Origin of the sequence: Nocardioides lianchengensis (assembly GCF_900101465.1) — a bacterium.
In the GTDB taxonomy this organism is placed as follows: Bacteria; Actinomycetota; Actinomycetes; order Propionibacteriales; family Nocardioidaceae; genus Nocardioides; species Nocardioides lianchengensis.
Genome location: NZ_FMZM01000001.1, coordinates 378,028 through 399,063 on the forward strand (window position 1 = coordinate 378,028; position 21,036 = coordinate 399,063).

Sequence of the window (21,036 nt, forward strand, 5' to 3'; positions counted from 1 at the left end):
CCGTCCTGGGCGCGAGATCGCAGTCTTCGTTAGCCCGTGGTGGGCGAGGTGACGCAAGGAGCAGCAGTGCCCTGGCAAGACGCAACGACGCCCCGATCATAGGATCGGGGCGTCGAGTCGATGACTGAGAGTTAGCCGAGGACGAGCACCAGATCCCCACCATCAACCGCCTGCGTCCCAGACAACGCCACCCGCTCCACAACACCCTCAACGGGCGCGGTGATCGCAGCCTCCATCTTCATCGCCTCGATCGTGGCCACCGTGTCACCGGCAGCGACCTTGTCGCCCTCGGCGACCACGATGGTGACGACCCCCTGGAACGGCGCAGCGACATGCCCGGGCTTGGACGTGTCGGCCTTCTCGGCGGCGGCGACCTCGGCGGCGATGTTGGTGTCGCGGACGCTGACGGGGCGCATCTGGCCGTTGAGGAGGGTCATGACGGTGCGGAAGCCGCGCTCGTCGGGCTCGCTGATCGACTGGAGGCCGAGGAGGAGGGTCTTGCCCTCGTCGAGCTCGACCTCGTGCTCGTCGCCGCGGCGCAGTCCGTAGAGGTAGTCGACGGTCGGGAGGACGGAGACGTCGCCGTACGCCGAGCGGGCCTCGAGGAACGACTTCGTGGGGCCGGGGAAGAGCAGCTGGTTGAGGGTACGGCGGCGCGTGTCGGACGAGCCCGCCAGGCCCTCAGCCGCCTCGGGGGCGAGCTCCTCGGCGGGGGCCGTCCACATGCGGCCCTCGAGCGCCTTCGAGCGGAACGGCTCGGGCCAGCCGCCGGGCGGGTCGCCGAGCTCGCCGTTGAGGAAGCCGATGACGGAGTCGGGGATGTCGTAGGCCTGGGGGTTCTCGGCGAACTCGGCCGGATCGGCGCCGGCGGCGACCAGCGAGAGGGCCAGGTCGCCGATGACCTTGGACGACGGGGTGACCTTCGGGACGTTGCCGAGGATGTCGTTCGCGGCGGCGTACATGTCCTCGATCTGCTCGAACTTCTCCCCGAGGCCGAGGGCGATCGCCTGCTGGCGCAGGTTGGAGAGCTGGCCGCCGGGGATCTCGTGGCGGTAGACGCGGCCGGTGGGGGAGGCCAGGCCGGACTCGAACGGCGCGTAGACGCGGCGTACGGCCTCCCAGTAGGGCTCCAGGCCGTTCACCGCGGAGAGCGAGAGGCCGGTCTCGCGGTCGCCGTGGTCGGTCGCCGAGACGAGCGCCGACAGCGGCGGCTGGGACGTCGTACCGGCCATGGAGGCGGTGGCGGCGTCGACGGCGTCGACGCCGGCCTCGATGGCGGCGGTGAGGGTGGCCAGCTGGCCGCCGGTGGTGTCGTGGGTGTGCAGGTGCACCGGCAGGTCGAACTCGGAGCGCAGCGCGGTGACCAGGGTGCGGGCGGCGGGCGCGCGGAGCAGGCCGGCCATGTCCTTGATGCACAGCACGTGGGCGCCGGCCTCGACGATCCGCTCGGCCAGCTTCAGGTAGTAGTCGAGCGTGTAGAGCTTCTCGCCCGGGTCGGACAGGTCGCCGGTGTAGCAGAGCGCGACCTCGGCCAGCGTGGTGTTCGTGGCGCGCACCGCCTCGATCGCCGGGCGCATCTGCTCGACGTCGTTGAGGGCGTCGAAGATCCGGAACACGTCGAGCCCGGTGGCCGCGGCCTCCTCGACGAAGGCGTCGGTGACCTTCGTCGGGTACGGCGTGTAGCCCACCGTGTTGCGCCCGCGCAGCAGCATCTGCAGCTGGATGTTGGGCACCGCCTGGCGCAGCGCGGCCAGCCGCTCCCACGGGTCCTCGGAGAGGAAGCGCAGCGCGACGTCGTACGTCGCCCCGCCCCAGGCCTCCAGCGACCACAGCTGCGGCAGCGTGCGCGCGACGTACGGCGCCACCGCGACCAGGTCCTTGGTGCGGACCCGGGTGGCCAGCAGCGACTGGTGGGCGTCGCGGAAGGTCGTGTCGGTGACCGCGACGTCCTTCTGCGCGCGCAGCCGGCGGGCGAACTCCTCCGGACCGAGCTCCAGCAGCAGCTGGCGGGTGCCGTCGGGCGCGGGGACGTCGAGCGAGACGGCGGGCAGCTTCGAGGTCGGGTCGATGCTGACCGGCGCCGGGCCGTGCGGCTGGTTGACCGTGACCTCGGCGAGGTAGGTCAGCAGCTTGCTGCCGCGGTCGCCCGAGCCGCGCGCCTGGAGCAGCTGCGGGTGGGTCTCGATGAACGCGGTCGTCACGTTCCCGGACGCGAAGTCGGGGTCGTCGAGCACGGCCTGCAGGAACGGGATGTTGGTGGAGACGCCGCGGATCCGGAACTCGGCCACCGCGCGGCGGGCCTTCTCGACGGCCTTGTCGAACGTGCGGCCGCGACAGGTCAGCTTGGCCAGCATCGAGTCGAAGTGGGCCGAGACCTCGGCGCCGGTGTAGACCGTGCCGCCGTCGAGGCGGACCCCGCCGCCGCCGGGGGAGCGGTACGTCGTGATCACGCCGGTGTCGGGGCGGAAGTTGTTGGCCGGGTCCTCGGTGGTGATCCGGCACTGCAGCGCGGCGCCGCGCAGCACGATGCCGTCCTGCGAGAGGCCCAGGTCGTCGAGGGTCTCGCCGGCGGCGATCCGCAGCTGCGACTGCACGAGGTCGACGTCGGTGACCTCCTCGGTCACCGTGTGCTCGACCTGGATGCGGGGGTTCATCTCGATGAAGACGTAGCTGCCGGCCGGGTCGAGCAGGAACTCGACGGTGCCCGCGTTGCGGTAGCCGATCTCGCGCGCGAACCGTACGGCGTCCGCGCAGATGCGGTCGCGCAGCTCCGGGTCGAGGTTGGGCGCGGGGGCGATCTCGACGACCTTCTGGTGCCGCCGCTGGACCGAGCAGTCGCGCTCGTAGAGGTGGATCACGTTGCCGGCGCCGTCGGCCAGGATCTGCACCTCGATGTGGCGCGGGTCGACGACGGCCTGCTCGACGAAGACGGTCGGGTCGCCGAAGGCGGCCTCGCCCTCGCGCATGCAGGTCTCGATGGCCTCGCGCAGCGCCTTCGGCTCGTCCACGCGGCGCATGCCGCGCCCGCCGCCGCCGGCCACCGCCTTCACGAAGAGCGGGTAGGGGATGTCGCTGCCCTCGATCGCCGCGACCAGCGCGTCGACGTCGGTGCCCGGCTCGACCGACTTCAGGGTCGGGACCCCGGCCGCCTTGGCCGCGGCGATCGCGCGGGCCTTGTTGCCGGTCAGCTCCAGCACCTCGGCGCTCGGGCCGACGAAGGTGATGCCGGCGTTGGCGCACGCCTCGGCCAGACCGGGGTTCTCCGACAGGAAGCCGTAGCCCGGGTAGACCGCGTCCGCGCCCGCCCGTACGGCGGTCGCCACGATCGACTCGGCGTCGAGGTAGTTGCGCACCGGGTGGCCGCGCTCGCCGATCTCGTAGGCCTCGTCGGCCTTCAGCCGGTGCTCGGACCAGCGGTCCTCGTAGGGGAAGACCGCCACCGTCCGCGCGCCCAGCTCGTACGCCGCCCGGAACGCCCGGACCGCGATCTCGCCACGGTTCGCCACCAGCACCTTGGAGAACATGGGCGTCACGCTATCCGGACGTACGGGGTTACCGCCCGGTCGTGAGGTCCGTCTCACGTGCCGTGCAGCCGGGGGCTGGTGCGGGGTGGGGCGGTGAGCTGTCCACCGTCTCCGCGCGAGGTTCGGTGAACAGCTCACCGCCGCCCCGGCGCGCCCGCGCGAAACGCCGTACGGGCGGTGGCGGATCCACCATGCGACGGGCCGATTCGGTGGACAGCTCACCGCCGCCCCGGGGGACCGGAGCCCTCAGTCGGCGAACGACCCGACCAGCCCGGGGATCGCCTCGTCGGCGAGCCGCACGGCGACCGGCAGGGGTACGTCGGGCAGCGTGACCGCCTGGCGCCCGCCGGCGGTCGTGGCCACCAGGGTGGTCAGGCCGGCGCGGCGCTGGAACCAGGTGTCGCGGAAGGTCCAGCCGATGACGTGGTCGGTGCCGAGCACCTCGCGGCGCCGGGTCAGGCTGCCGGAGCGGGCGACCAGGCGGCCGTCGCTCAGCGCGTGGCCGAGGGAGCGGGCGCGGTCGGCCGCCAGCAGCATCGCGACCGGCAGTGCCAGCAGCGGCGGGACCAGGACCCAGGCCGGAGCCGCGTCGGCGACGACCCCGACCACCGCGAGGAGCAGGACGACCAGCACCGGACCGAGCGCGCGGGTCCAGCGCCGTCGTACGGCGAGGGGACCGTGGGGGACCAGCGGCCCGGTGAGCGGGGCGGCGGACCCCAGCACGCGGGCGGCGACCCCCGCGACGACGTCGTACGGCGCGGGCGGGACCAGGGCCGAGCTGCCCCGCTCGCTGCGGTCGACGCCGGTGACGATCGCGCCGAGCCGGGCGCCGCCGGCGAGCCGCAGGCCGATCGGCTCGCCGAGCGAGACGCCGGCGACCCGGACGTCGTCGAGGGTGGTCTCGCGGGTGGTGAACAGCCCGCGCGAGAGGTGCCAGGAGCGCTGGCTGTGGCGGAGGGTGAGGTCCCAGTTGCTGACCAGGTAGCTGCCGACCGCGAGCAACGACATGGCCACCAGGACGATGACCGCCACGACCGGGACGGCGATCCAGACCGAGGCCCGCGCGGCCCCGTCGGCGAGGTCGTCGAGGTCGACCAGCCGGGGACCGCCGACGGTGTTCCAGCCCTGGGCCGCGAGACCGACGATGCCGCCGCCGAGCACCAGGCCGGTGCTGGTGAGCGGGGCGAAGCGCGCCCAGCGCGGGTCGAGGCGAAGGGTGTCGACGACGGGCGCCGGGTCGTCCGCGGCAGCGGCCGGCGCCTCGCGCAGCAGCTCCGCTCGCAGCCGCCGGGCGACCTCGACCGGCAGCCCGTCCAGGTCGAGCGCGCCGTCGTCGTCGCCGGTCCCGGAGCCGATTCGCACCGTGGTCAGCCCGAGCAGCCGGTGGGTCAGCGGCGAGGTGAGGTCGACGGTGCGGACCCGGTCGACCGGCGTCGAGAGGACGTGCCGGCTCAGCAGCCCGCGCCGCAGCTCGACCCGGCCCTGGTCGATGCGGAAGCTGGTGGTCAGGTAGCGCAGCAGGCCGAGCGCGATCGGGACCAGCACGGGCAGGTAGTGCCAGGCCGCGCCGCCGGACGCCGTACCGGCGAGGAAGAGGGCGACCAGGGCCGGCAGGAACTTCACCACCTCGCGGATCGGGTGGACCAGCAGCATCCGGCGGTCCAGACGCTGCCAGTCGCTCACGTCGCGTCCCCCTCGACGGCGTCCGCCTTCAGGGTCAGCTCGTCGACCAGCTGCCGGGCCCGGACGGCGTCGAGGCCGGCGATCTCCAGGGCCCCGGCCGCCGAGGCGGTGGTGACGGTGACGGTCGCCAGCCCGAGCAGCCGGGCCAGCGCCCCCTCGGCGTGGTCGACGGTCTGGATCCGCGACATCGGCGCGATCCGCCGCTCGCGCGCCCACCACCCGGTCTGCGTGTAGACGGCCGTGTCGGTGACCTCCCAGCGGTGCACGAGGTAGCGCCACTGCGGCACCACCACGACGTACGACGCCAGCGCGACGCCGAGCAGCACCCACGCCCACCAGGGCAGGTCCAGCGGCGACACCCACTCGACGACCACCAGCGCGCCGGCCGCGACCACCACCTGCGCCAGGGCCCCGCCCGCCCACAGCCAGCGGGCCCGCGCGCTCACCTGCTGCGCGGGCTCACGGAGGTTCACGGCACGACCCTACGGGTCGCCCGGAGGCCGGCGGAGCCGGTTCAGCGGAGCCGGTGCAGCGCGCCCACCAGGTCGCCGCCGAGGGCGCCGTACGCCGTGGACGCCCAGGGCTCGACGCCGGAGTCGACGTAGAGCACCGCCTTGCCGCCGCGGTCGACCCGGAGCGCGTCGGGAGCACGCCCGGCCTTGAGGTCGGCCCGGCAGGCCGGGCAGAGCGGTACGTCGCCCGTGTGGCCGTCCTGCACCAGGCGGGTGCGCTTGCGGGTCGGGGGACCGTGCAGCGGGTTGAGGTAGCAGCCGGCGACGGGACGGTAGGGCTTCCCGGCCGTGGCCGCGTCCAGGGCCGCACGGCCGCGGCGGACCAGGACCACCGCACCGACCGCGTCGAGCACGCCGAGGTCGCTGCCGCCGGTGTCGAGCACCCGGGCCGCGGCGTCGTAGTGGTCGAGCGCGGCCTGCCAGGCCTGGCTGTCGTCACCGGGGTCGAGGTCGTGGGTGCGGATCGCGTCGCCGAGGACCAGCAGGCCGGAGCGGGCCTCCTGCTCCAGCCGGTCGGCCTGCGCCTCGCGGACCTGTGCCACCACCGAGCTCGGGAGCGCGAAGGCCCGCGGGCGGCGCCGGCGGCGCAGGGCGCCCACGACCGCGGCCACCACCACCAGCCCCAGCGCGACGCCCACGAGCGTGCCCCCCACCGGGTCGTCGCCCCGGCCGTCGCCCGACGACGGGGTGGAGGTGCTGGACCTGGAGGCCACCTCGTCCTCGTAGGCCTGGGGAAGGGCGTCGTCGGTGAGCAGCTCCGCCGCCTCGACCAGGTAGGCGCCGAGGTCGTCGACCCGCCCGTCGTCGTCGGTGTGCCGGGCACGGGCGACGGCGAGCGCCTACCAGGGGTCGACCTCGGTGCCCCACGCGCGGTCGGTCAGGTTGAGGCGGTCGAGGCCGCCGTAGAACTGTGGCGCGAGGTAGAGCCCGTCGCCGTCGTACCGGTCGTGCAGTTGGGTCAGCAGCTCGGCCGGCTCGCCCGCGAAGTCGTCGAGGTCGGGCTGCACGACGACGTACGTCGGGGTCGGCACCTCGGCGACCGCCGACTCCAGGTCGGCCAGCTCCTCGGCCGACACCTCGGCCGCGGCCTCGGGGGCCACCCAGACCCCGGTCTCCTCCAGGGAGGCCCAGATCTGGGCCAGCAGGTCCTCGCTCACGTCCATCCCCCCACCATCCGGAACCGGCGGCCGAGCGCGAGCCGCACCAGGCCGATCACGAGGAGCAGGACCGGAATGGCCACCCCGCCGTAGAGCAGGCCGGCGGCGATCGCGCCCCCGGTCCCACCCCAGTAGGACCAGTCGCTCGCCGGCCCCTCGCTCGACGCTGCGACCGCGGTGACGATCTCGCTCAGCCGCCGCTCCGGGTCGCCGTTGAAGTCGGAGGGGATGTCGCCCTCCAGCGGGCCCTCCAGGTTGTCGTCCACGACGCCGTCGCCGGGACCGGTGTAGAGGACGAAGACGCCCTCGTCGTCGGCCACCCGCTGGAGCTGGCCGACCGCGTCCCAGATGCCGCGGTAGCCGGCGTCGGTGCTGTCCTCCCAGACGGCGACCCGGACCGGGACCTCGGAGCCGGCGGCCAGCTCCTCGAGCCGGGCCGCGGCGTCCGGGGGGAGCAGGTCGTGGGCGTCGGCGGCGACGTAGACGTGGTCGCCGGCCGCGAACGCGTCGGCCGCCCGCTGGACCCGGTCGCCGATCACGGTCGGCTCCGGCGTGCGGACGTCGACGAGGAGGGCGTGCGCGCCGAGTCCGGCGGCGGCGGCCAGGGCGGCCAGCAGCAGCGCGAGGACCAGGTCGCGGACCCGCCCGGTCACCGCTGACGCTCCGCGACCAGGCGCCACAGGTCGGGGTCGAGCGAGCCGAGGCCGGTCGCGGCCCAGATCGAGTCGGCGCGCCAGTAGGGCCGCTTGCCGTCGTCGGTGGTCAGCGAGGCCGGCGGTACGTCGGCCGCGACCGCCTCCGCGCACGCGCCGCAGGCCGGCAGCGAGACGTCGGAGACGACCACCCGCCGCTGGGTCGGCCCGTGCCGCGGGTCGAAGTAGCAGCGCACCGGGAGCTCGTCGCCCCGCAGCCGGCCCGCGCCCTGCTCGGCCAGCACCAGCGCGGCCACCACCTCGATCCTCGATTCGGAGTCGACCAGGTCCTCGGCCGCCTCCAGGCTGCCGTGCACCTCGTCGGTCACCGGTTGCAGGCTGCCGTCGACCTCGCGGCGCAGCGCGGCCAGCAGCTTGCGGGCCTGCTTGCGCGTGGTGTCGATCCGGGGCTGGGGCGGGGTCCGCGGCCGCGGGAGCGGGCCGTCCGGGCGGGCCCGTCGGGTCCGGGGCTCGGAGGTGGCCCCGCCCGCCCAGGCCGTGCGGGCCCGCAGCAGCCGCCAGCCGACGACGAGCGCCACCAGGGCGAAGGCGACGGCGAAGACCAGCGGCGTCTCCGGCTCGCCGCGGGCGTCGTCGAGCTCGTACGACATCGGCTCGTCGCCGTACGCCGCGACCCACGGGCCGCTGTCCATCAGGTCGTCGACCTCGCCCGGAGTGAGGGAAAGGTCGTCGTCGGCCGCCACGCTCAGCAGCACCGCCGCCTCGCCGGCCGCGGGGACGAACTCGCCCTCCGGCAGGTCGTCGCGGGCCGCCTGCACCGCGTCGTACCGGCCGAGGCTGATGCTCGTCGCGTCCAGCGGCACGTCGTATGTCGCGACCGCGGTGAGCGTGTCCTGGGTGGCGACGACGTAGAGGCCCGGCTCGCCGAGCTCCTGGTGGATCAGCCGGAGCAGGGTGTCGCCCGCGTCGTCGGCGCTGGACGGGAGGTCGGCGTCGGGCGTCTGGACGAGGGCGACGTACGCCGGCACGCCCTGGTCGGCCAGGTCCTCGACCAGCCCGCTCAGCGCGTCGTGGACCTCGTCGGTGCGACCGTTGCCGAGCAGTTCGTGGACCAGGACCGGGTCGTCACGCAGCGCCGCCGCGATCGACTCGACGGTGTCGGCGTCTGTCACGCCTGCGTCCTACCCGACAGATGCCGGGTCCACACCGCTGAGTCAGCAGCAAGGACGGCCGAGTCAGCACCAGTAGTGCTGACTCGGCCCGCAACTGGTGCTGACTCGGCGGGGAGGGAGGTCAGTCCTGGCTCAGACGCGGGGTCATTTGATCTCACAGATGACGGCGCCGTTGGTGACCGTGGCGCCCACCTCGGCCTGCAGCCCGGTGACCGTGCCGGCCTTGTGGGCCTTGAGCGGCTGCTCCATCTTCATGGCCTCCATGACGACGATGACGTCGCCCTCGGCGACCTCCTGGCCCTCCTCGACCGCGATCTTCACGATCGTGCCCTGCATCGGGCTGGTGACCGCGTCGCCGGAGGCGGCGGCCGCCTTGCCCCCGGACTTCCGCTTCGCCTTCTTGGGACCGGCAGCGGGGCCGGCCGCGAGGCCGCCCAGCCCGGCGGGGATGACGACCTCGAGACGCTTGCCGCCGACCTCGACGACGACCGTCTGCCGCTCGCCGGCCTCCTCCGCCTCGGCCGCGTCGCCGGAGAACGGCTCGATCCGGTTGTCGAAGTCGGTCTCGATCCACTGCGTGTAGACGGTGAACTCGCCCTCGCCGGACGGCGTCGAGGCGCCGACGTACGCCGGGTCGGTGACGACCGCGCGGTGGAACGGGATGACCGTGGGCATGCCGTCGACGACGAACTCGTCGAGCGCGCGGCGGCTGCGCTCCAGCGCCTGGGTGCGGTCGCGGCCGGTGACGATGAGCTTGGCGATGAGGGAGTCGAACGAGCCGGGGATGGTCTCGCCGTTCTCGTAGCCGCCGTCGAGGCGGACGCCCGGGCCGCTGGGCGGGCTCCAGGCGGACAGGGTGCCGGGGGCGGGCATGAAGTTGCGGCCGCCGTCCTCGGCGTTGATGCGGAACTCGATCGAGTGGCCGCGGATCTCCGGGTCGTCGTACCCGAGCTCCTCGCCGGCGGCGATCCGGAACATCTCCCGGACCAGGTCGATGCCGGTCACCTCCTCGGAGACGCAGTGCTCGACCTGGAGGCGGGTGTTGACCTCGAGGAAGGAGATGGTGCCGTCCTGGGCGACCAGGAACTCGCAGGTGCCGGCGCCGTAGTAGCCGGCCTCCTTCAGGATCCGCTTGGAGGACTCGTAGAGCTCGGTCAGCTGCGCGTCGGTGAGGAACGGCGCGGGGGCCTCCTCGACCAGCTTCTGGTTGCGGCGCTGCAGCGAGCAGTCGCGGGTGGAGACCACGACGACGTTGCCGTGCTGGTCGGCGAGGCACTGGGTCTCGACGTGGCGCGGCTTGTCGAGGAACTTCTCGACCAGGCACTCGCCGCGGCCGAAGGCGGTGACCGCCTCGCGGACGGCCGACTCGTAGGCGTCGGGGATCTCCTCGAGCGTGCGGGCGACCTTCAGGCCGCGGCCGCCGCCGCCGAAGACGGCCTTGATCGCGACGGGGAGCCCGTTGGCCTTCGCGAACTCGACGACCTCGTCGGCGTCCTTGACCGGGTCCTTGGTGCCGGGGGCCAGCGGGGCGTTCGCCTTGTCGGCGATGTGCTTGGCCTTGGCCTTGTCGCCCAGCGCCTCGATGGCCGCGGGCGGCGGGCCGATCCAGGTCAGCCCGGCGTCGAGGACGGCCTGGGCGAAGTCGGCGTTCTCGGCGAGGAAGCCGTAGCCGGGGTGCACCGAGTCGGCGCCCGTCCTCTCGGCGACGGCGATGATCTTGGCGATGTCGAGGTAGGACTCCGCGGGCGTCGCGCCGCCCAGCGAGTGGGCCTCGTCGGCCAGCCGCACGAAGAGCGCGTCGCGGTCGGGCTCGGCGTACACGGCGACGGAGCCGATGCCGGCGTCCTTGCAGGCCCGGATCACGCGGACCGCGATCTCGCCGCGGTTGGCGATGAGGACCTTCTGCAGAGGCTTGGTTCCCGGCACGGTGACACTCCTGGTTCGAGTACGGCACTTCGAGTCGCGGGCAGGCTACTCCGCCCGACAGCGGAGGCTAGCCCGGTCTGGGGAGTGGCCGCCGTCACGGATCTCACACATCGCGACCCGGAACCTGTGCACGGGCCTGGGCGAATTCCTCAGACCGGGGCGCCGCGGGCCGAAGTACCCCGGGCACGGTGAGGCGGAATGTGCCCGCTCCGGCGTGCGCGCGATCCCTCCCCGCGTTTCCGGAGACCCCTGAGGAGTACCACCCTGATGCCCGCTTCCGCTTCGTCCGACGCCGACCGCCCGTTCTCCGAGGAGTCCGGGCTGGTCACCGCCCTCGACCGCTCGCTCGCCGTGATCGAGCTGGCCATCGACGGCACCGTGATCACCGCCAACCAGAACTTCCTCGACATCGTGGGCTACACGCTGCGCGAGATCCAGGGCCAGCACCACCGCCTGCTCTGCCCCGGCGACTACGCCGAGAGCAGCGAGTACGCCGACTTCTGGGACCGCCTCCGGGCCGGGCACTTCGAGGCGGGTGAGTTCCTGCGGGTCGCCAAGGGTGGCCGCGAGGTGTGGCTGCAGGCGACGTACAACCCGATCCTCGACGAGGACGGGGTGACCACGAAGGTCGTGAAGTTCGCCCAGGACATCACCGAGGCCAAGCGCCAGAACGCCGACTTCCTCGGCAAGGTCGACGCCATCGAGCGCGCCCAGGCCGTCATCGAGTTCGACCTCGAGGGCACGATCCTCAACGCCAACCGCAACTTCCTCGACGTCGTCGGCTACGCGCTGCCCGACATCCAGGGCAAGCACCACCGGATGTTCGTCGACGCCGAGCTCGCCGCCAGTCAGGAGTACGCCGAGTTCTGGGAGCGGCTCGGCGCCGGCCAGTTCGAGGCCGGCGAGTACAGGCGGCTCGGCAAGGGCGGCCGCGAGGTGTGGCTGCAGGCGACGTACAACCCGATCCTGGACGCCAAGGGCGCCCCCATGAAGGTGGTCAAGTTCGCCACCGACGTGACCGCCTCCAAGCTCGCCAACGCCGAGATCCGGGCCCGCGTCAACGCGGTCGACCGGGCCCAGGCCGTCATCGAGTTCGACCTCGACGGCCTGGTCCTCGACGCCAACGAGAACTTCCTGCGCACCATCGGCTACTCGCTGCGCGAGATCGTCGGCCAGCACCACAGCACCTTCTGCGACGCCGAGTACACCCGCTCCACCGAGTACCGCGACTTCTGGCTGCGGCTCGGCAAGGGCGAGGTCATCGCCGGCCGGTTCCACCGCAAGGGCAAGTACGACCGCGACGTCTACATCCAGGCCACCTACAACCCGGTGCTGGACCTGTCCGGCAAGCCGGTCAAGGTCATCAAGTACGCCTACGACGTCACCGCGGAGGTCGAGCGCGAGCACCGCATCGACAGCGGCACCCAGGAGATGACCTCCTCGGTCCGCGACCTCGCGACCTCGATCGTCGAGATCGCCTCCGAGTCGCGCACGGCGACCGAGCTGGCGGCCGAGACGCACGGCAACGCCGAGCAGGGCGTCGAGGCGCTGCGCGCGTCCATCGAGGCCATCTCGCTCATCCAGAAGTCGTCGACGTCGATCAGCGACATCGTGAAGGTGATCGGCGAGATCGCCAGCCAGACCAACCTGCTCGCGTTCAACGCCTCGATCGAGGCCGCCCGGGCCGGCGAGCACGGCGTCGGGTTCTCGATCGTCGCCGGCGAGGTCCGCAAGCTCGCCGAGCGCTCCTTCGAGGCCGCCCAGCAGATCGGCCGGCTCATCGACGAGTCGGCGGACCGGGTCAACCAGGGCTCCGAGGTCTCCAAGCGGGCCGAGGCCGCCTTCGAGCGGATCGTCACCAGCGTGTCGCGCACCAACGAGGCGATCCGCACCATCTCCGCGTCGACCCGGGTCCAGCAGGAGGCCTCGGAGCACGTCAACAGCCTCATCGACCAGCTCTCGTCGGCCACGGCGAACGCCGCGCCGGTCATCCGGTGACCGACGGTGCCTGACCTGGTGTCTGACACGGTCTCGGACGCAGCGTCCGACGCGGACGTCTACGGGCTGCTCCGGCTCGGCGGGATCGACGTCGCGCTGCCGCTCTCGGCGCTGCGCGAGGTCGTGCCGCGGCCGGCGACCCTGACCGACCTGCCGGTCGTCGCGCCCGGCCTGGTCGGGGCGATGGGGCTGCGCTCCCTGGTGCTGCCGGTGGTCGACCTCCGACCGCTCCTCGAGCGTCCCGACGACGTGCTGCCCGACCAGGTGGTCGTGGTCGTCGCGTACGGCGGGCGCGTGGTCGGCCTGGTCGCCGACGAGGTGCGCGGGGTGACCCGGGTGCCGCACGACGACCGGCTGCCCCTGAGCGCCGCGGACGGCCGGCTGCTCGTGACCCACGCCTTCCAGCACGAGGACGGCGCCACGCCGATCAGCATCCTCGACGCCGAGGTGCTGCTCAGCCTGCCCGGCGTCCCGACCGTGGCCGAGCAGGTCGCGTCGGAGCCGGTCGTCGACACCGTGGCGGCCACGGGCCTCGCTGGGAGTCGCAGCATCACCCTCGTCCGCTGCGGCCCGCAGGTGCTGGCCCTCGAGGTGGGCGACATCCACACCACGATCCCGTTGGCCGGGGTCGATCCGTCGCTGCTGACCGGCGGCGCCTGCGTCGGCCAGACCGTCTACTCCGGCCGCGAGGTCGCGGTCGTCGACCCGCTCACCCTGCTCGGCCTCCCGCCTCTGCCGGAGGAGGACCTGGGCGCGGGTGTCGTCCTCGAGATCGGCCGCGGGCTGGTCGTGCTGGCCGTCTCCGAGCTCGTCGAGCTGCGCGGCACCGGTGCCGGGATCCTCCCCGTCCCGGCGTACGGCGCGCTGCGGCCCGAGCTGCTGCTCGGCATGGTCGAGCTCGACGAGGCGGCCTGCCTGGTCCTCGATGGTGCCGCGCTCCGCTCCGACGCGCAGCTGCTGTCGCTCGCCGCCGTGAACACCGACGTGCACCCGGCGGCGGGTGCGGTCGGGACCGGGCCCGCGGTCGCGGGCGAGGTCGCATCGGGGCGCGGACCGTCGTACGTCACCTTCACGGCGGGGATCTCCCTCGCCTCGCCGCTGACGCAGGTGAGCGAGATCCTGCCGTTCCCGCAGGCGCTGACCCCGACGGCGGCCGACCAGGTGCTGGGCCTGACCGTGCACCGCGGTCGCGTCGTCCCGGTGGTCTGCCTGTCCACCCTGCTCGGCCACCCGCCGCTGTCGCGGGCCGCGTCGTCGTGCCTGCTCCTCGTCGAGGTCGACGACGAGCCGCTCGCGTTCGCCGTCGATGCCCTCGGTGGCATCGAGCCGCTGACCTGGACCGACCCGGCCTCGACCGAGCGCCCCCTGCTGGTCGACGTCGCCCGCGCGGCCCACGACGCCCCGCTGGTGCAGGTGGCCGGCTCCGACAAGCTGGTCCCCGATCTCGACCTCCCGGCCATCGCCCGGTCGGTCCGGGGATCCACCCAGGAGGGTGAGATGTTGAGGGAAACCTCGTCAGGATCGCCCGAACTGCTCAGCGGTTCCGATCGGGAGCCGATGGTCGCGGCATGACTTCCCCCCTCGACTGCTCGGAGTCGAGCGCGGCTGCGCAGGGAAAGCTGCGCAGCCACGCCTACCAGGCGCCGACCTCCGACGACGTGCGTGCCGCCCTGCGCACCGACACCACCATCGACACCGAGCGGCTGTGGGCCCGGGTCTGCGCCGAGGCGGGCGTGTCCGCCGTCGAGCCGCTCTCCCCGCTCCAGCTGGACCGGGTCATCGCCCTGCTCTCCCTGGAGGAGGGGCGCGTCGGCCTGATCGGGCGCGCGATGGGGGTCCGGGTCTCGGTCTACCGCGAGCTCGGGCTACGCGGCGCCGACGCCCCCGCCCCGCGCTTCGACTGGGCCCGGGTCGCCATGAACACCCTGCTCCGCGGGCGGGTGTCGCTGGAGGCGCGGATCCAGGAGCTGGTCTCCCTCGACCCGTTCGCCCCGGAGGTGCGCCCGCACCTCGACCAGGCGGCCAGCCGCGTCGCGCGGCGCCTCGGCAGCGTCATGGGAGGGATCACGATCGTCCTCGACGACGCGCAGTGCGTCGTCGGCAGCAGCGGCAGCTCCGGCACCTGGATGGACGACGCCGGCGGCGCGCCGATCGAGTGGTCGTTCTGCTCGGTCCCCGTGCGCACCCGCGAGCCCTACGCCGTCAACGACCTCGGCGCGGACGTCATGCACCGGATCAACCCGACCGTCCTCCACGACGGCGTGCGGGCGTACGCCGGCGCCCCGCTGATCACCTCGGCCGGCGAGGTGCTCGGCGCCTGCTGCGTGCTCGACGTCCGCCCGCGCAACTTCACCGACGAGGACGTCGCCGTGCTCGTCGAGGAGGCCGCGAACGTGGTGGCCGAGCTGGAGCGGCGCCGGGCCGAGAAGGAAGCCCGCTCAGCCGCGATCGGTGGTTGAGGAGGTTGCGCAGCAACCGCCCCTCGGTGGTTGAGGAGGTTGCGCAGCAACCGTCTCGAAACCCGGTGACCCGCTAGTCGGGCCCGTCCGAGCCGCTACCCCGCGGCCGGCACCGTGGGGGAGTCTCCGGCGTACCAGCGCTCGGTCTGGCGCCGGAAGGCCCGCTCCCCGCGCGCGGCGACCACGTCGCGGCCGCCGGGCAGCCGCCCGACCAGCTGACTCCAGAACAGGTTGGCCGCGACCCGGCCCACGCCGTACCAGGGCGGGCGCCGGGGGAGGCCGAGGTCGCGCATCGCGGCCGGGCCCAGCAGCCAGGTGCCGGCGGACAGCGCCCGCTCGCGCTCCCAGATCCGCCGGGCCCGCGGCACCGGCGCCTGGTCGGCCATGTGCACGAGGGAGTGGGCGAGCGCGCGGCTGCTCGCGTTCGGCGCCGGGTCGTGGGACAGGAAGTGGTAGAGCAGTCGCCGGCCCTGCCGCTCGGTCCGCGGGAGCCACTCCTCGTCGACGCCCATCAGCCACCCGACGTACGACCACAGGTGCATCACCGCCGCGGCGTCGGCGCGCGAGACCCGGACGCCGAGCAGCCGCAGGTGCAGCAGGAAGCTCGTCGAGAAGACCCCGAGCGTCGACGCCTGGTCGTACTGGTTGATCGGGACGCCGTGCCAGGCGGTGTCCCAGGTCGGGTCCTGGGCGAGGTGCTGGTTCACGAACGCGTGCATGACCCGCACGTGCAGGGCCAGCCGGTGGCCCTCGGCGCCGGGCTCCAGCCCGCCGGGCGCCGTCACGGCCCGCCACCAGGTGGTGGTCTCGCCGATCCGCCGCAGCGCCTCGTCACCGGTCAGCCGGCCGGTCCGTACCAGCGGCTCTACGGCCGCCGAGGTGCGGTAGCCGCCGAGCAGCGATCCGTAGGCGAGCACCAGGCCGGCGTCCGCGCCGTACGTGCGGCAGGCGCGCGCCCCTCGTGCCAGGAGGTCGTCGTCCACCCAGGCGGGCCGGCGACGGGCCAGCTCGAGCAGGTCGCGCAGCGGCCCGGGGGAGTCGGTGTGGCCGGTGACGAGCGCCGCGTGCACCTCGCGCATGGTCAGGCTGCGCTCCTCGCGCACCGCCCGTACGACGGCCGCGGCCGGTTCGTCGCAACGCAGCAGCCCGGCCCGCAGGGCTGCGACCTCGGCGGGGGTCGGCGCGGCGCCGGGTCCGGCGGTCAGCCGGAGCGGTCGGGCCGCGCGCTCCGACCAGGGCTTGGCGGAGCCGAACCGGGCGGGGGTCTGGGTCATGCGGCCGACGATAAGGTGAGCAAATGCTCAGGTTCTACTCGCGTTCCGGGGCGTCCCGGTGAGGGGCGCCCGTCGTACCCCGTCGCAGGCGCGGTCGCACGAGATGGTCGAGCGGGTCCTCGCGGCCGCCGCCCGGGTCCTCGAGGAGCGCGGGTACGCCGGCCTCAGCACCAACCGGGTCGCCGCGGCGGCCGGCGTCAGTGTGGGCTCGCTCTACCGCTACTTCCACGACAAGGACGACCTGGTCGAGGAGCTGCGCCGCCGCAGCGCCGACGACGTGATGGCCGACCTCTCGCAGGGCATGGCCGACGCGGTCACGATGCCGACCCGCGACGCGATCCGGCACGTGCTGGCGGTGCTGGTGGCCGCGCTGCAGCGGCACCGGGCCGTCACCCGTGCCCTGCTCCACGAGGTGCCGCTGGGCGCGCACGGCAACGTGCTGCCGGAGGTCGAGCGACAGCTGGCGCACTTCACCCGGATGTTCGTCGCGAGCCACGCGCCCGACCTGGACCGGGTCGAGGCGGAGGCTCGCATCCACCTGGCGATGGGCATCGCGCTCACCACCTGCCTGCGGATCGCGCTCGACCCGCCGGCCGGCGTCTCGGAGGACCGGCTGGTCGACCTGACGGCCGAGCTCCTCACGCTCGGGCTGACCGTTGGTTAACAAACGCTAACCTCGCGGGCTAGCATGCCGGGATGACGACCTTCGAGCTGTCCCGCGAGCACGAGGAGTTCCGCCGCAGCGTGCGCGACTTCGCCGAGGCCGAGATCGCGCCGTACGCCGCCCAGTGGGACCGTGACCACCACTTCCCGGTCGACGTCGTGCGCCAGATGGGCAAGCTCGGGCTCTTCGGGCTCACCGCCCCCGAGGAGTACGGCGGCGCCGGCGAGGACGGTGACTTCACCAGCCTGTGCGTGGCGATCGAGGAGATCGGCCGGGTCGACCAGTCGATGGGCATCACCCTCGAGGCGGCGGTCGGGCTCGGCATCACCCCGCTGCTGGAGTACGGCACCGAGGAGCAGCGGGCGACCTGGCTGCCCGACCTCGTCGCGGGCGAGCGGCTCGCCGGCTTCGGGCTCACCGAGCCGGGGGCGGGGTCCGACGCCGGCGCGACCCGCACGAAGGCGGTGCTCGCCGACGGGGAGTGGGTCGTCGACGGGGCCAAGCAGTTCATCACCAACTCGGGCTCCGACATCACCTCGCTCGTGACCGTCACGGCCCGCACCGGCGAGCGCGAGGACGGCCGCGCCGAGATCAGCGCGATCATCGTGCCCGCGGGGACGCCCGGCTTCACCGCGGGCCCGCCGTACGACAAGCTCGGCTGGCACGCCTCCGACACCCACCCGCTGTCCTTCGAGGGCGTGCGCGTGCCCGAGGCCAACCTGCTCGGGGAGCGGGGCCGGGGCTACGCCCAGTTCCTGGCCACCCTCGACGACGGGCGGGTCGCGATCGCCGCGCTGGCCGTCGGCTGCCTCCAGGCCTGCCTCGACCTGACCCTGCAGTACGCCGGCGAGCGGCAGACCTTCGGCGGCCCGATCGGTCGCAAGCAGGGCGTGGCCTTCCAGGTCGCCGACCTGCAGGTGATGCTCGAGACGAGCCGGCTGCTCACCTACAAGGCGGCCGCGATGAAGGACGCGGGGGCACCCGTGAAGCAGTTCAAGCAGGCGGCCGCGATCGCCAAGCTGCACGCCACCGAGGCGGCGGTCAGCGGCACCCGGATCGCCACCCAGGTCTTCGGCGGCTACGGCTTCATGGAGGAGTACGCCGTCGCCCGCTTCTACCGCGACGCCAAGGTCCTGGAGATCGGGGAGGGCACCTCCGAGGTGCAGCGGATGCTGATCGCGCGCGGCCTCGGCCTGCCCGTCGAGTGAGCACGGGCCGCTGCGGGCACTGAGGGCCATGCCCCGTGACCGCGTGCTCGCCCTCATCCAGGCCGGAGGGGCCGGCGGCCGGATGGACGTGCTGACCCGGGAGCGAGCCAAGCCGGCGCTGCCGCTCGCCGGCGTCTTCCAGCTGGTCGACGTCCCGCTCTCGAACCTCGCCCACAGCGGCGTCACCGACGTCTGGCTCTCCCTGCAGTTCCAGGGCTCGACGCTCGAGGAGCAGGTCGCCAACGGCCGGCCCTGGGACCTGGACCGCAACCGCGGCGGGCTGCGGTTGCTGATGCCGCAGCAGGGCTCCGGGAGCCTCGACGAGGACGGGTTCGCGCAGGGCAACGCCGACGAGCTGTACCGGATCCGCGACCAGATCGCGGCCGCGGCGCCGGACGTCCTGCTCGTGATGAGCGCCGACCACGTCTACCGCCTCGACTACAACGACGTGGTGGCGACGCACCTCGCCGCGGGCGCCGAGTGCACGGTCGTGACCACCCGGACCCCGGAGGGCGACGACCCCGCCGACCACGCCGTCGTCCAGGTGGACGACGACGGCCGGGTGACCGGCTTCGCCTACAAGCCGGACGAGCCGGACGGCGACCTGATCGCCGCCGAGGTGATGGCCTACGACCCGCGGGTGCTGGTCGAGGTGCTCGACGCGCTGCACGTCGAGCTGTCGGCGGACAGTCCCGCGGGCGACACCGGGCTCGGCGACTTCGGCGACCACCTGCTGCCGCGGCTGCTGGAGCGCGGCCGCGTGGTCGCCCATCGGTACGACGGCTACTGGCGCGACGTCGGCCAGCCGCACCTCTACCTGCGGGCGCACCGTGAGCTGCTGCTCGACGACCACGGCGTGCTGGGCGTGCCCGGCTGGCCGATCCTGACCCGGCAGCCCCAGCGCAGCCCGGCCCGGGTCCTCGGCGGCGCGGTCGTCGACGACGCGATGGTCTGCCCCGGCGCCACCGTCGGCGGGACGGTACGACGCAGCGTGCTCGGCCCCGGCGTGGTCGTGGAGGAGGGTGCGACCGTGCTGGACTCCGTGGTCGCCGCCGACACCGTCGTGGGGGCGGGCGCGACGGTGGCCTGGGCGATCGTCGACACCGGCTGCGTGATCGAGGTGGACGCGGTCGTGGGCGACCCCGCCGTACCCGCGCTGGACGACCCGGACGCGGTGACGATCCTGGGACGCGACTCGACGGTCGGCGCCGGCGTACGCCTGGCGGCCGGGAGCCGGCTCGAACCGGGCAGCACCGTGTGAGCGGGGTCACCTCGGGTTAACGGGGCGAAGACCCGACTCGGAGGTGTCCCTGTGGTCCCGTCCTTCCTCGCCCGTGAGCGGACCGTCGCCGGTCCCGGCTACAGCCGGTGGCTGATCCCGCCCGCCGCGCTGGCCGTCCACCTGTGCATCGGCCAGGTGTACGCCACCAGCGTCTACAAGACCGCCCTGGTGAAGCACTTCGACAGCACCCTGACCGCGGTCGGCGTCGTCTTCTCGATCGCCATCGTGATGCTCGGTCTCTCGGCGGCGGTCGCCGGCACCTGGGTGGACCGCAACGGGCCGCGCGCGGCGATGTTCGTCTCCGCGTGCTTCTGGGTGACCGGCTTCCTGGTCGCGGCCCTCGGCATCGCCTCCGAGCAGCTCTGGCTGGTCTACCTCGGGTACGGCGTGATCGGCGGCATCGGGCTCGGCATCGGCTACATCTCGCCGGTCTCGACGCTGATCAAGTGGTTCCCCGACCGGCCCGGCCTCGCGACCGGCATGGCGATCATGGGCTTCGGCGGCGGCGCCCTGATCGCCAGCCCGCTGAGCGGCCGGCTGCTCTCGCTCTACGACGACGCCTACGACTCGACCGACCCGACCTCGGTCGCCGACGGTCACGCCGTGATGCTGCTCTTCCTGACCCTGGGCGCGGTCTACCTGGTCTTCATGATGTTCGGCGCGTTCACCGTGCGGGTGCCGGCCGACGACTGGAAGCCGGACGGCTGGGAGCCCTCGCAGGTGGCGCAGAAGGACCTGGTCACCACGGCCAGCGTGACCGCGAACAACGCGATCCGCACGCCCCAGTTCTGGCTGCTGTGGGTCGTGCTGTTCTGCAACGTCACCGCCGGCATCGGCATCCTCGAGCAGGCCGCCCCGATGATCCAGGACTTCTTCCGTGAGGACGGCACGTCGAGCGTGAGCGCCGCCGCGGCCGGCGGCTTCGTGGGGCTGCTGTCGATCGCCAACATGGCCGGCCGGTTCGTGTGGTCCTCGACCTCCGACGTGGTCGGCCGCAAGCCGATCTACGTCCTCTACCTCGGCGCCGGGCTGGTCGCCTACGTCCTCCTGGCGACTCTCGGGGCGAGCTCGACGGTGCTGTTCGTGCTCTTCGCGGCGATCATCCTGTCCTTCTACGGCGGCGGGTTCGCCACCGTCCCGGCGTACCTGCGCGACCTGTTCGGCACCCTCCAGGTGGGCGCCATCCACGGTCGGCTGCTGACCGCCTGGTCGGCGGCGGGCGTGGCCGGACCGCTCATCGTTAACCAGATCCTCGACACCCAGGGCACGCCCGGGGAGCTCACCGCCGACGCCTACCGGCCGGCCCTGTTCGTCATGGTCGGGCTGCTCGCGGTGGGCTCGGTCGCCAACCTGCTGGTCCGACCGGTGAGCGAGCGGTTCCACGAACCGTCGGCCGATCGGGACCTCGAGAGGAGCGCGTCATGACCGCCCGCATCGTCGTCGCCTGGGCCCTGGTGGGGGTCCCGCTCGTGTACGGCGTGGTCGAGACCCTGCGGAAGGCCGCCACGCTGTTCACCGGCTGAG

At 73.4% G+C, this 21,036-nt stretch carries 17 protein-coding genes; 8 read left to right on the forward strand and 9 right to left on the reverse strand.

Going from position 1 to position 21,036, the window contains the following annotated elements; genetic code table 11:
- Positions 1-131 precede the first annotated feature (131 nt).
- The 8 genes from BLT76_RS01865 to BLT76_RS01900 all read right to left on the reverse strand — a co-directional run bounded on the left by BLT76_RS01865 (position 132) and on the right by BLT76_RS01900 (position 10,627).
- Positions 132-3,524, reverse strand: a complete 3,393-nt coding sequence (locus tag BLT76_RS01865; protein WP_090850171.1) for a pyruvate carboxylase — start codon at positions 3,522-3,524, stop codon at positions 132-134.
- A gap of 246 nt (positions 3,525-3,770) precedes the next feature.
- A complete protein-coding gene (locus tag BLT76_RS01870; protein ID WP_090850173.1) occupies positions 3,771-5,207 on the reverse strand; it encodes a PH domain-containing protein in 1,437 nt (478 codons plus the stop codon).
- Positions 5,204-5,680 (reverse strand): PH domain-containing protein, encoded by a 477-nt coding sequence (locus tag BLT76_RS01875; RefSeq protein ID WP_090850177.1) that lies wholly within the window; start codon positions 5,678-5,680, stop codon positions 5,204-5,206. Before BLT76_RS01875 ends, BLT76_RS01870 begins: the two co-directional genes overlap by 4 nt.
- Positions 5,681-5,721: 41 nt before the next feature.
- Positions 5,722-6,432, reverse strand: coding sequence for a hypothetical protein (locus BLT76_RS01880; RefSeq protein WP_090850179.1), 711 nt, complete (start codon positions 6,430-6,432; stop codon positions 5,722-5,724).
- A gap of 126 nt (positions 6,433-6,558) precedes the next feature.
- Complete coding sequence (locus BLT76_RS01885; protein WP_090850181.1) at positions 6,559-6,882, reverse strand: hypothetical protein; 324 nt, start codon at positions 6,880-6,882, stop codon at positions 6,559-6,561.
- Positions 6,873-7,529: a hypothetical protein gene (locus BLT76_RS01890; protein ID WP_090850183.1), complete on the reverse strand. Its 657-nt coding sequence runs from the start codon at positions 7,527-7,529 to the stop codon at positions 6,873-6,875. Before BLT76_RS01890 ends, BLT76_RS01885 begins: the two co-directional genes overlap by 10 nt.
- Positions 7,526-8,701: a hypothetical protein gene (locus tag BLT76_RS01895; RefSeq protein ID WP_090850184.1), complete on the reverse strand. Its 1,176-nt coding sequence runs from the start codon at positions 8,699-8,701 to the stop codon at positions 7,526-7,528. The genes BLT76_RS01890 and BLT76_RS01895 overlap by 4 nt, the downstream gene beginning before the upstream one ends.
- 144 nt (positions 8,702-8,845) lie before the next feature.
- The gene (locus BLT76_RS01900; RefSeq protein WP_090850186.1) at positions 8,846-10,627 is read right to left on the reverse strand and encodes an acetyl/propionyl/methylcrotonyl-CoA carboxylase subunit alpha; all 1,782 of its coding nucleotides are present in this window, start codon (positions 10,625-10,627) and stop codon (positions 8,846-8,848) included.
- A 267-nt stretch (positions 10,628-10,894) separates the two neighbouring features.
- Between BLT76_RS01900 and BLT76_RS01905 the strand changes: the two genes are divergently transcribed.
- Genes BLT76_RS01905 through BLT76_RS01915 form a run of 3 tightly spaced genes read left to right on the forward strand, consistent with a single transcriptional unit; the run spans position 10,895 to position 15,084 of the window.
- Positions 10,895-12,625, forward strand: coding sequence for a methyl-accepting chemotaxis protein (locus BLT76_RS01905; protein ID WP_139175377.1), 1,731 nt, complete (start codon positions 10,895-10,897; stop codon positions 12,623-12,625).
- A gap of 18 nt (positions 12,626-12,643) precedes the next feature.
- Positions 12,644-14,197, forward strand: a complete 1,554-nt coding sequence (locus BLT76_RS01910; protein WP_211752669.1) for a chemotaxis protein CheW — start codon at positions 12,644-12,646, stop codon at positions 14,195-14,197.
- Positions 14,194-15,084 carry a GAF domain-containing protein gene (locus BLT76_RS01915; protein WP_090850190.1) on the forward strand — a complete coding sequence of 297 codons (891 nt, stop codon included), beginning with the start codon at positions 14,194-14,196 and terminating at the stop codon, positions 15,082-15,084. The genes BLT76_RS01910 and BLT76_RS01915 overlap by 4 nt, the downstream gene beginning before the upstream one ends.
- A 95-nt stretch (positions 15,085-15,179) precedes the next feature.
- On the opposite strand, the gene BLT76_RS01920 is transcribed toward BLT76_RS01915, so the two are convergent.
- A complete protein-coding gene (locus tag BLT76_RS01920) occupies positions 15,180-16,358 on the reverse strand; it encodes an oxygenase MpaB family protein (RefSeq protein WP_090850192.1) in 1,179 nt (392 codons plus the stop codon).
- Positions 16,359-16,416: 58 nt separating this feature from the next.
- On the opposite strand from BLT76_RS01920, the gene BLT76_RS01925 reads away from it, so the two are divergent.
- The 5 genes from BLT76_RS01925 to BLT76_RS26685 are packed head-to-tail and all read left to right on the forward strand — an operon-like array spanning position 16,417 to position 21,035.
- On the forward strand, positions 16,417-17,022 hold the full coding sequence (locus BLT76_RS01925; protein ID WP_139175378.1) for a TetR/AcrR family transcriptional regulator: 606 nt from the start codon (positions 16,417-16,419) through the stop codon (positions 17,020-17,022).
- Between the two features lie 32 nt (positions 17,023-17,054).
- Positions 17,055-18,230: an acyl-CoA dehydrogenase family protein gene (locus BLT76_RS01930; protein WP_090850196.1), complete on the forward strand. Its 1,176-nt coding sequence runs from the start codon at positions 17,055-17,057 to the stop codon at positions 18,228-18,230.
- Positions 18,231-18,258: 28 nt separating this feature from the next.
- Entirely contained in the window at positions 18,259-19,491 is a 1,233-nt protein-coding gene (locus BLT76_RS01935) for a glucose-1-phosphate adenylyltransferase family protein (protein ID WP_090850198.1), read from the forward strand.
- A 51-nt stretch (positions 19,492-19,542) separates the two neighbouring features.
- Positions 19,543-20,937: an OFA family MFS transporter gene (locus BLT76_RS01940; protein ID WP_090850200.1), complete on the forward strand. Its 1,395-nt coding sequence runs from the start codon at positions 19,543-19,545 to the stop codon at positions 20,935-20,937.
- Positions 20,934-21,035: an MFS transporter small subunit gene (locus BLT76_RS26685; protein ID WP_425287096.1), complete on the forward strand. Its 102-nt coding sequence runs from the start codon at positions 20,934-20,936 to the stop codon at positions 21,033-21,035. Before BLT76_RS01940 ends, BLT76_RS26685 begins: the two co-directional genes overlap by 4 nt.
- Position 21,036 lies beyond the last annotated feature (1 nt).

Bases quoted from the DNA above. Each gene is read 5' to 3' on its own strand.
- BLT76_RS01935 (WP_090850198.1), top strand. From the start codon at position 18,259: ATGCCCCGTGACCGCGTGCTCGCCCTCATCCAGGCCGGAGGGGCCGGC.
- BLT76_RS01865 (WP_090850171.1), bottom strand. From the start codon at position 3,524: ATGTTCTCCAAGGTGCTGGTGGCGAACCGTGGCGAGATCGCGGTCCGG.
- BLT76_RS01885 (WP_090850181.1), bottom strand. From the start codon at position 6,882: ATGGACGTGAGCGAGGACCTGCTGGCCCAGATCTGGGCCTCCCTGGAG.
- BLT76_RS01905 (WP_139175377.1), top strand. From the start codon at position 10,895: ATGCCCGCTTCCGCTTCGTCCGACGCCGACCGCCCGTTCTCCGAGGAG.
- BLT76_RS01930 (WP_090850196.1), top strand. From the start codon at position 17,055: ATGACGACCTTCGAGCTGTCCCGCGAGCACGAGGAGTTCCGCCGCAGC.
- BLT76_RS01915 (WP_090850190.1), top strand. From the start codon at position 14,194: ATGACTTCCCCCCTCGACTGCTCGGAGTCGAGCGCGGCTGCGCAGGGA.
- BLT76_RS01920 (WP_090850192.1), bottom strand. From the start codon at position 16,358: ATGACCCAGACCCCCGCCCGGTTCGGCTCCGCCAAGCCCTGGTCGGAG.
- BLT76_RS26685 (WP_425287096.1), top strand. From the start codon at position 20,934: ATGACCGCCCGCATCGTCGTCGCCTGGGCCCTGGTGGGGGTCCCGCTC.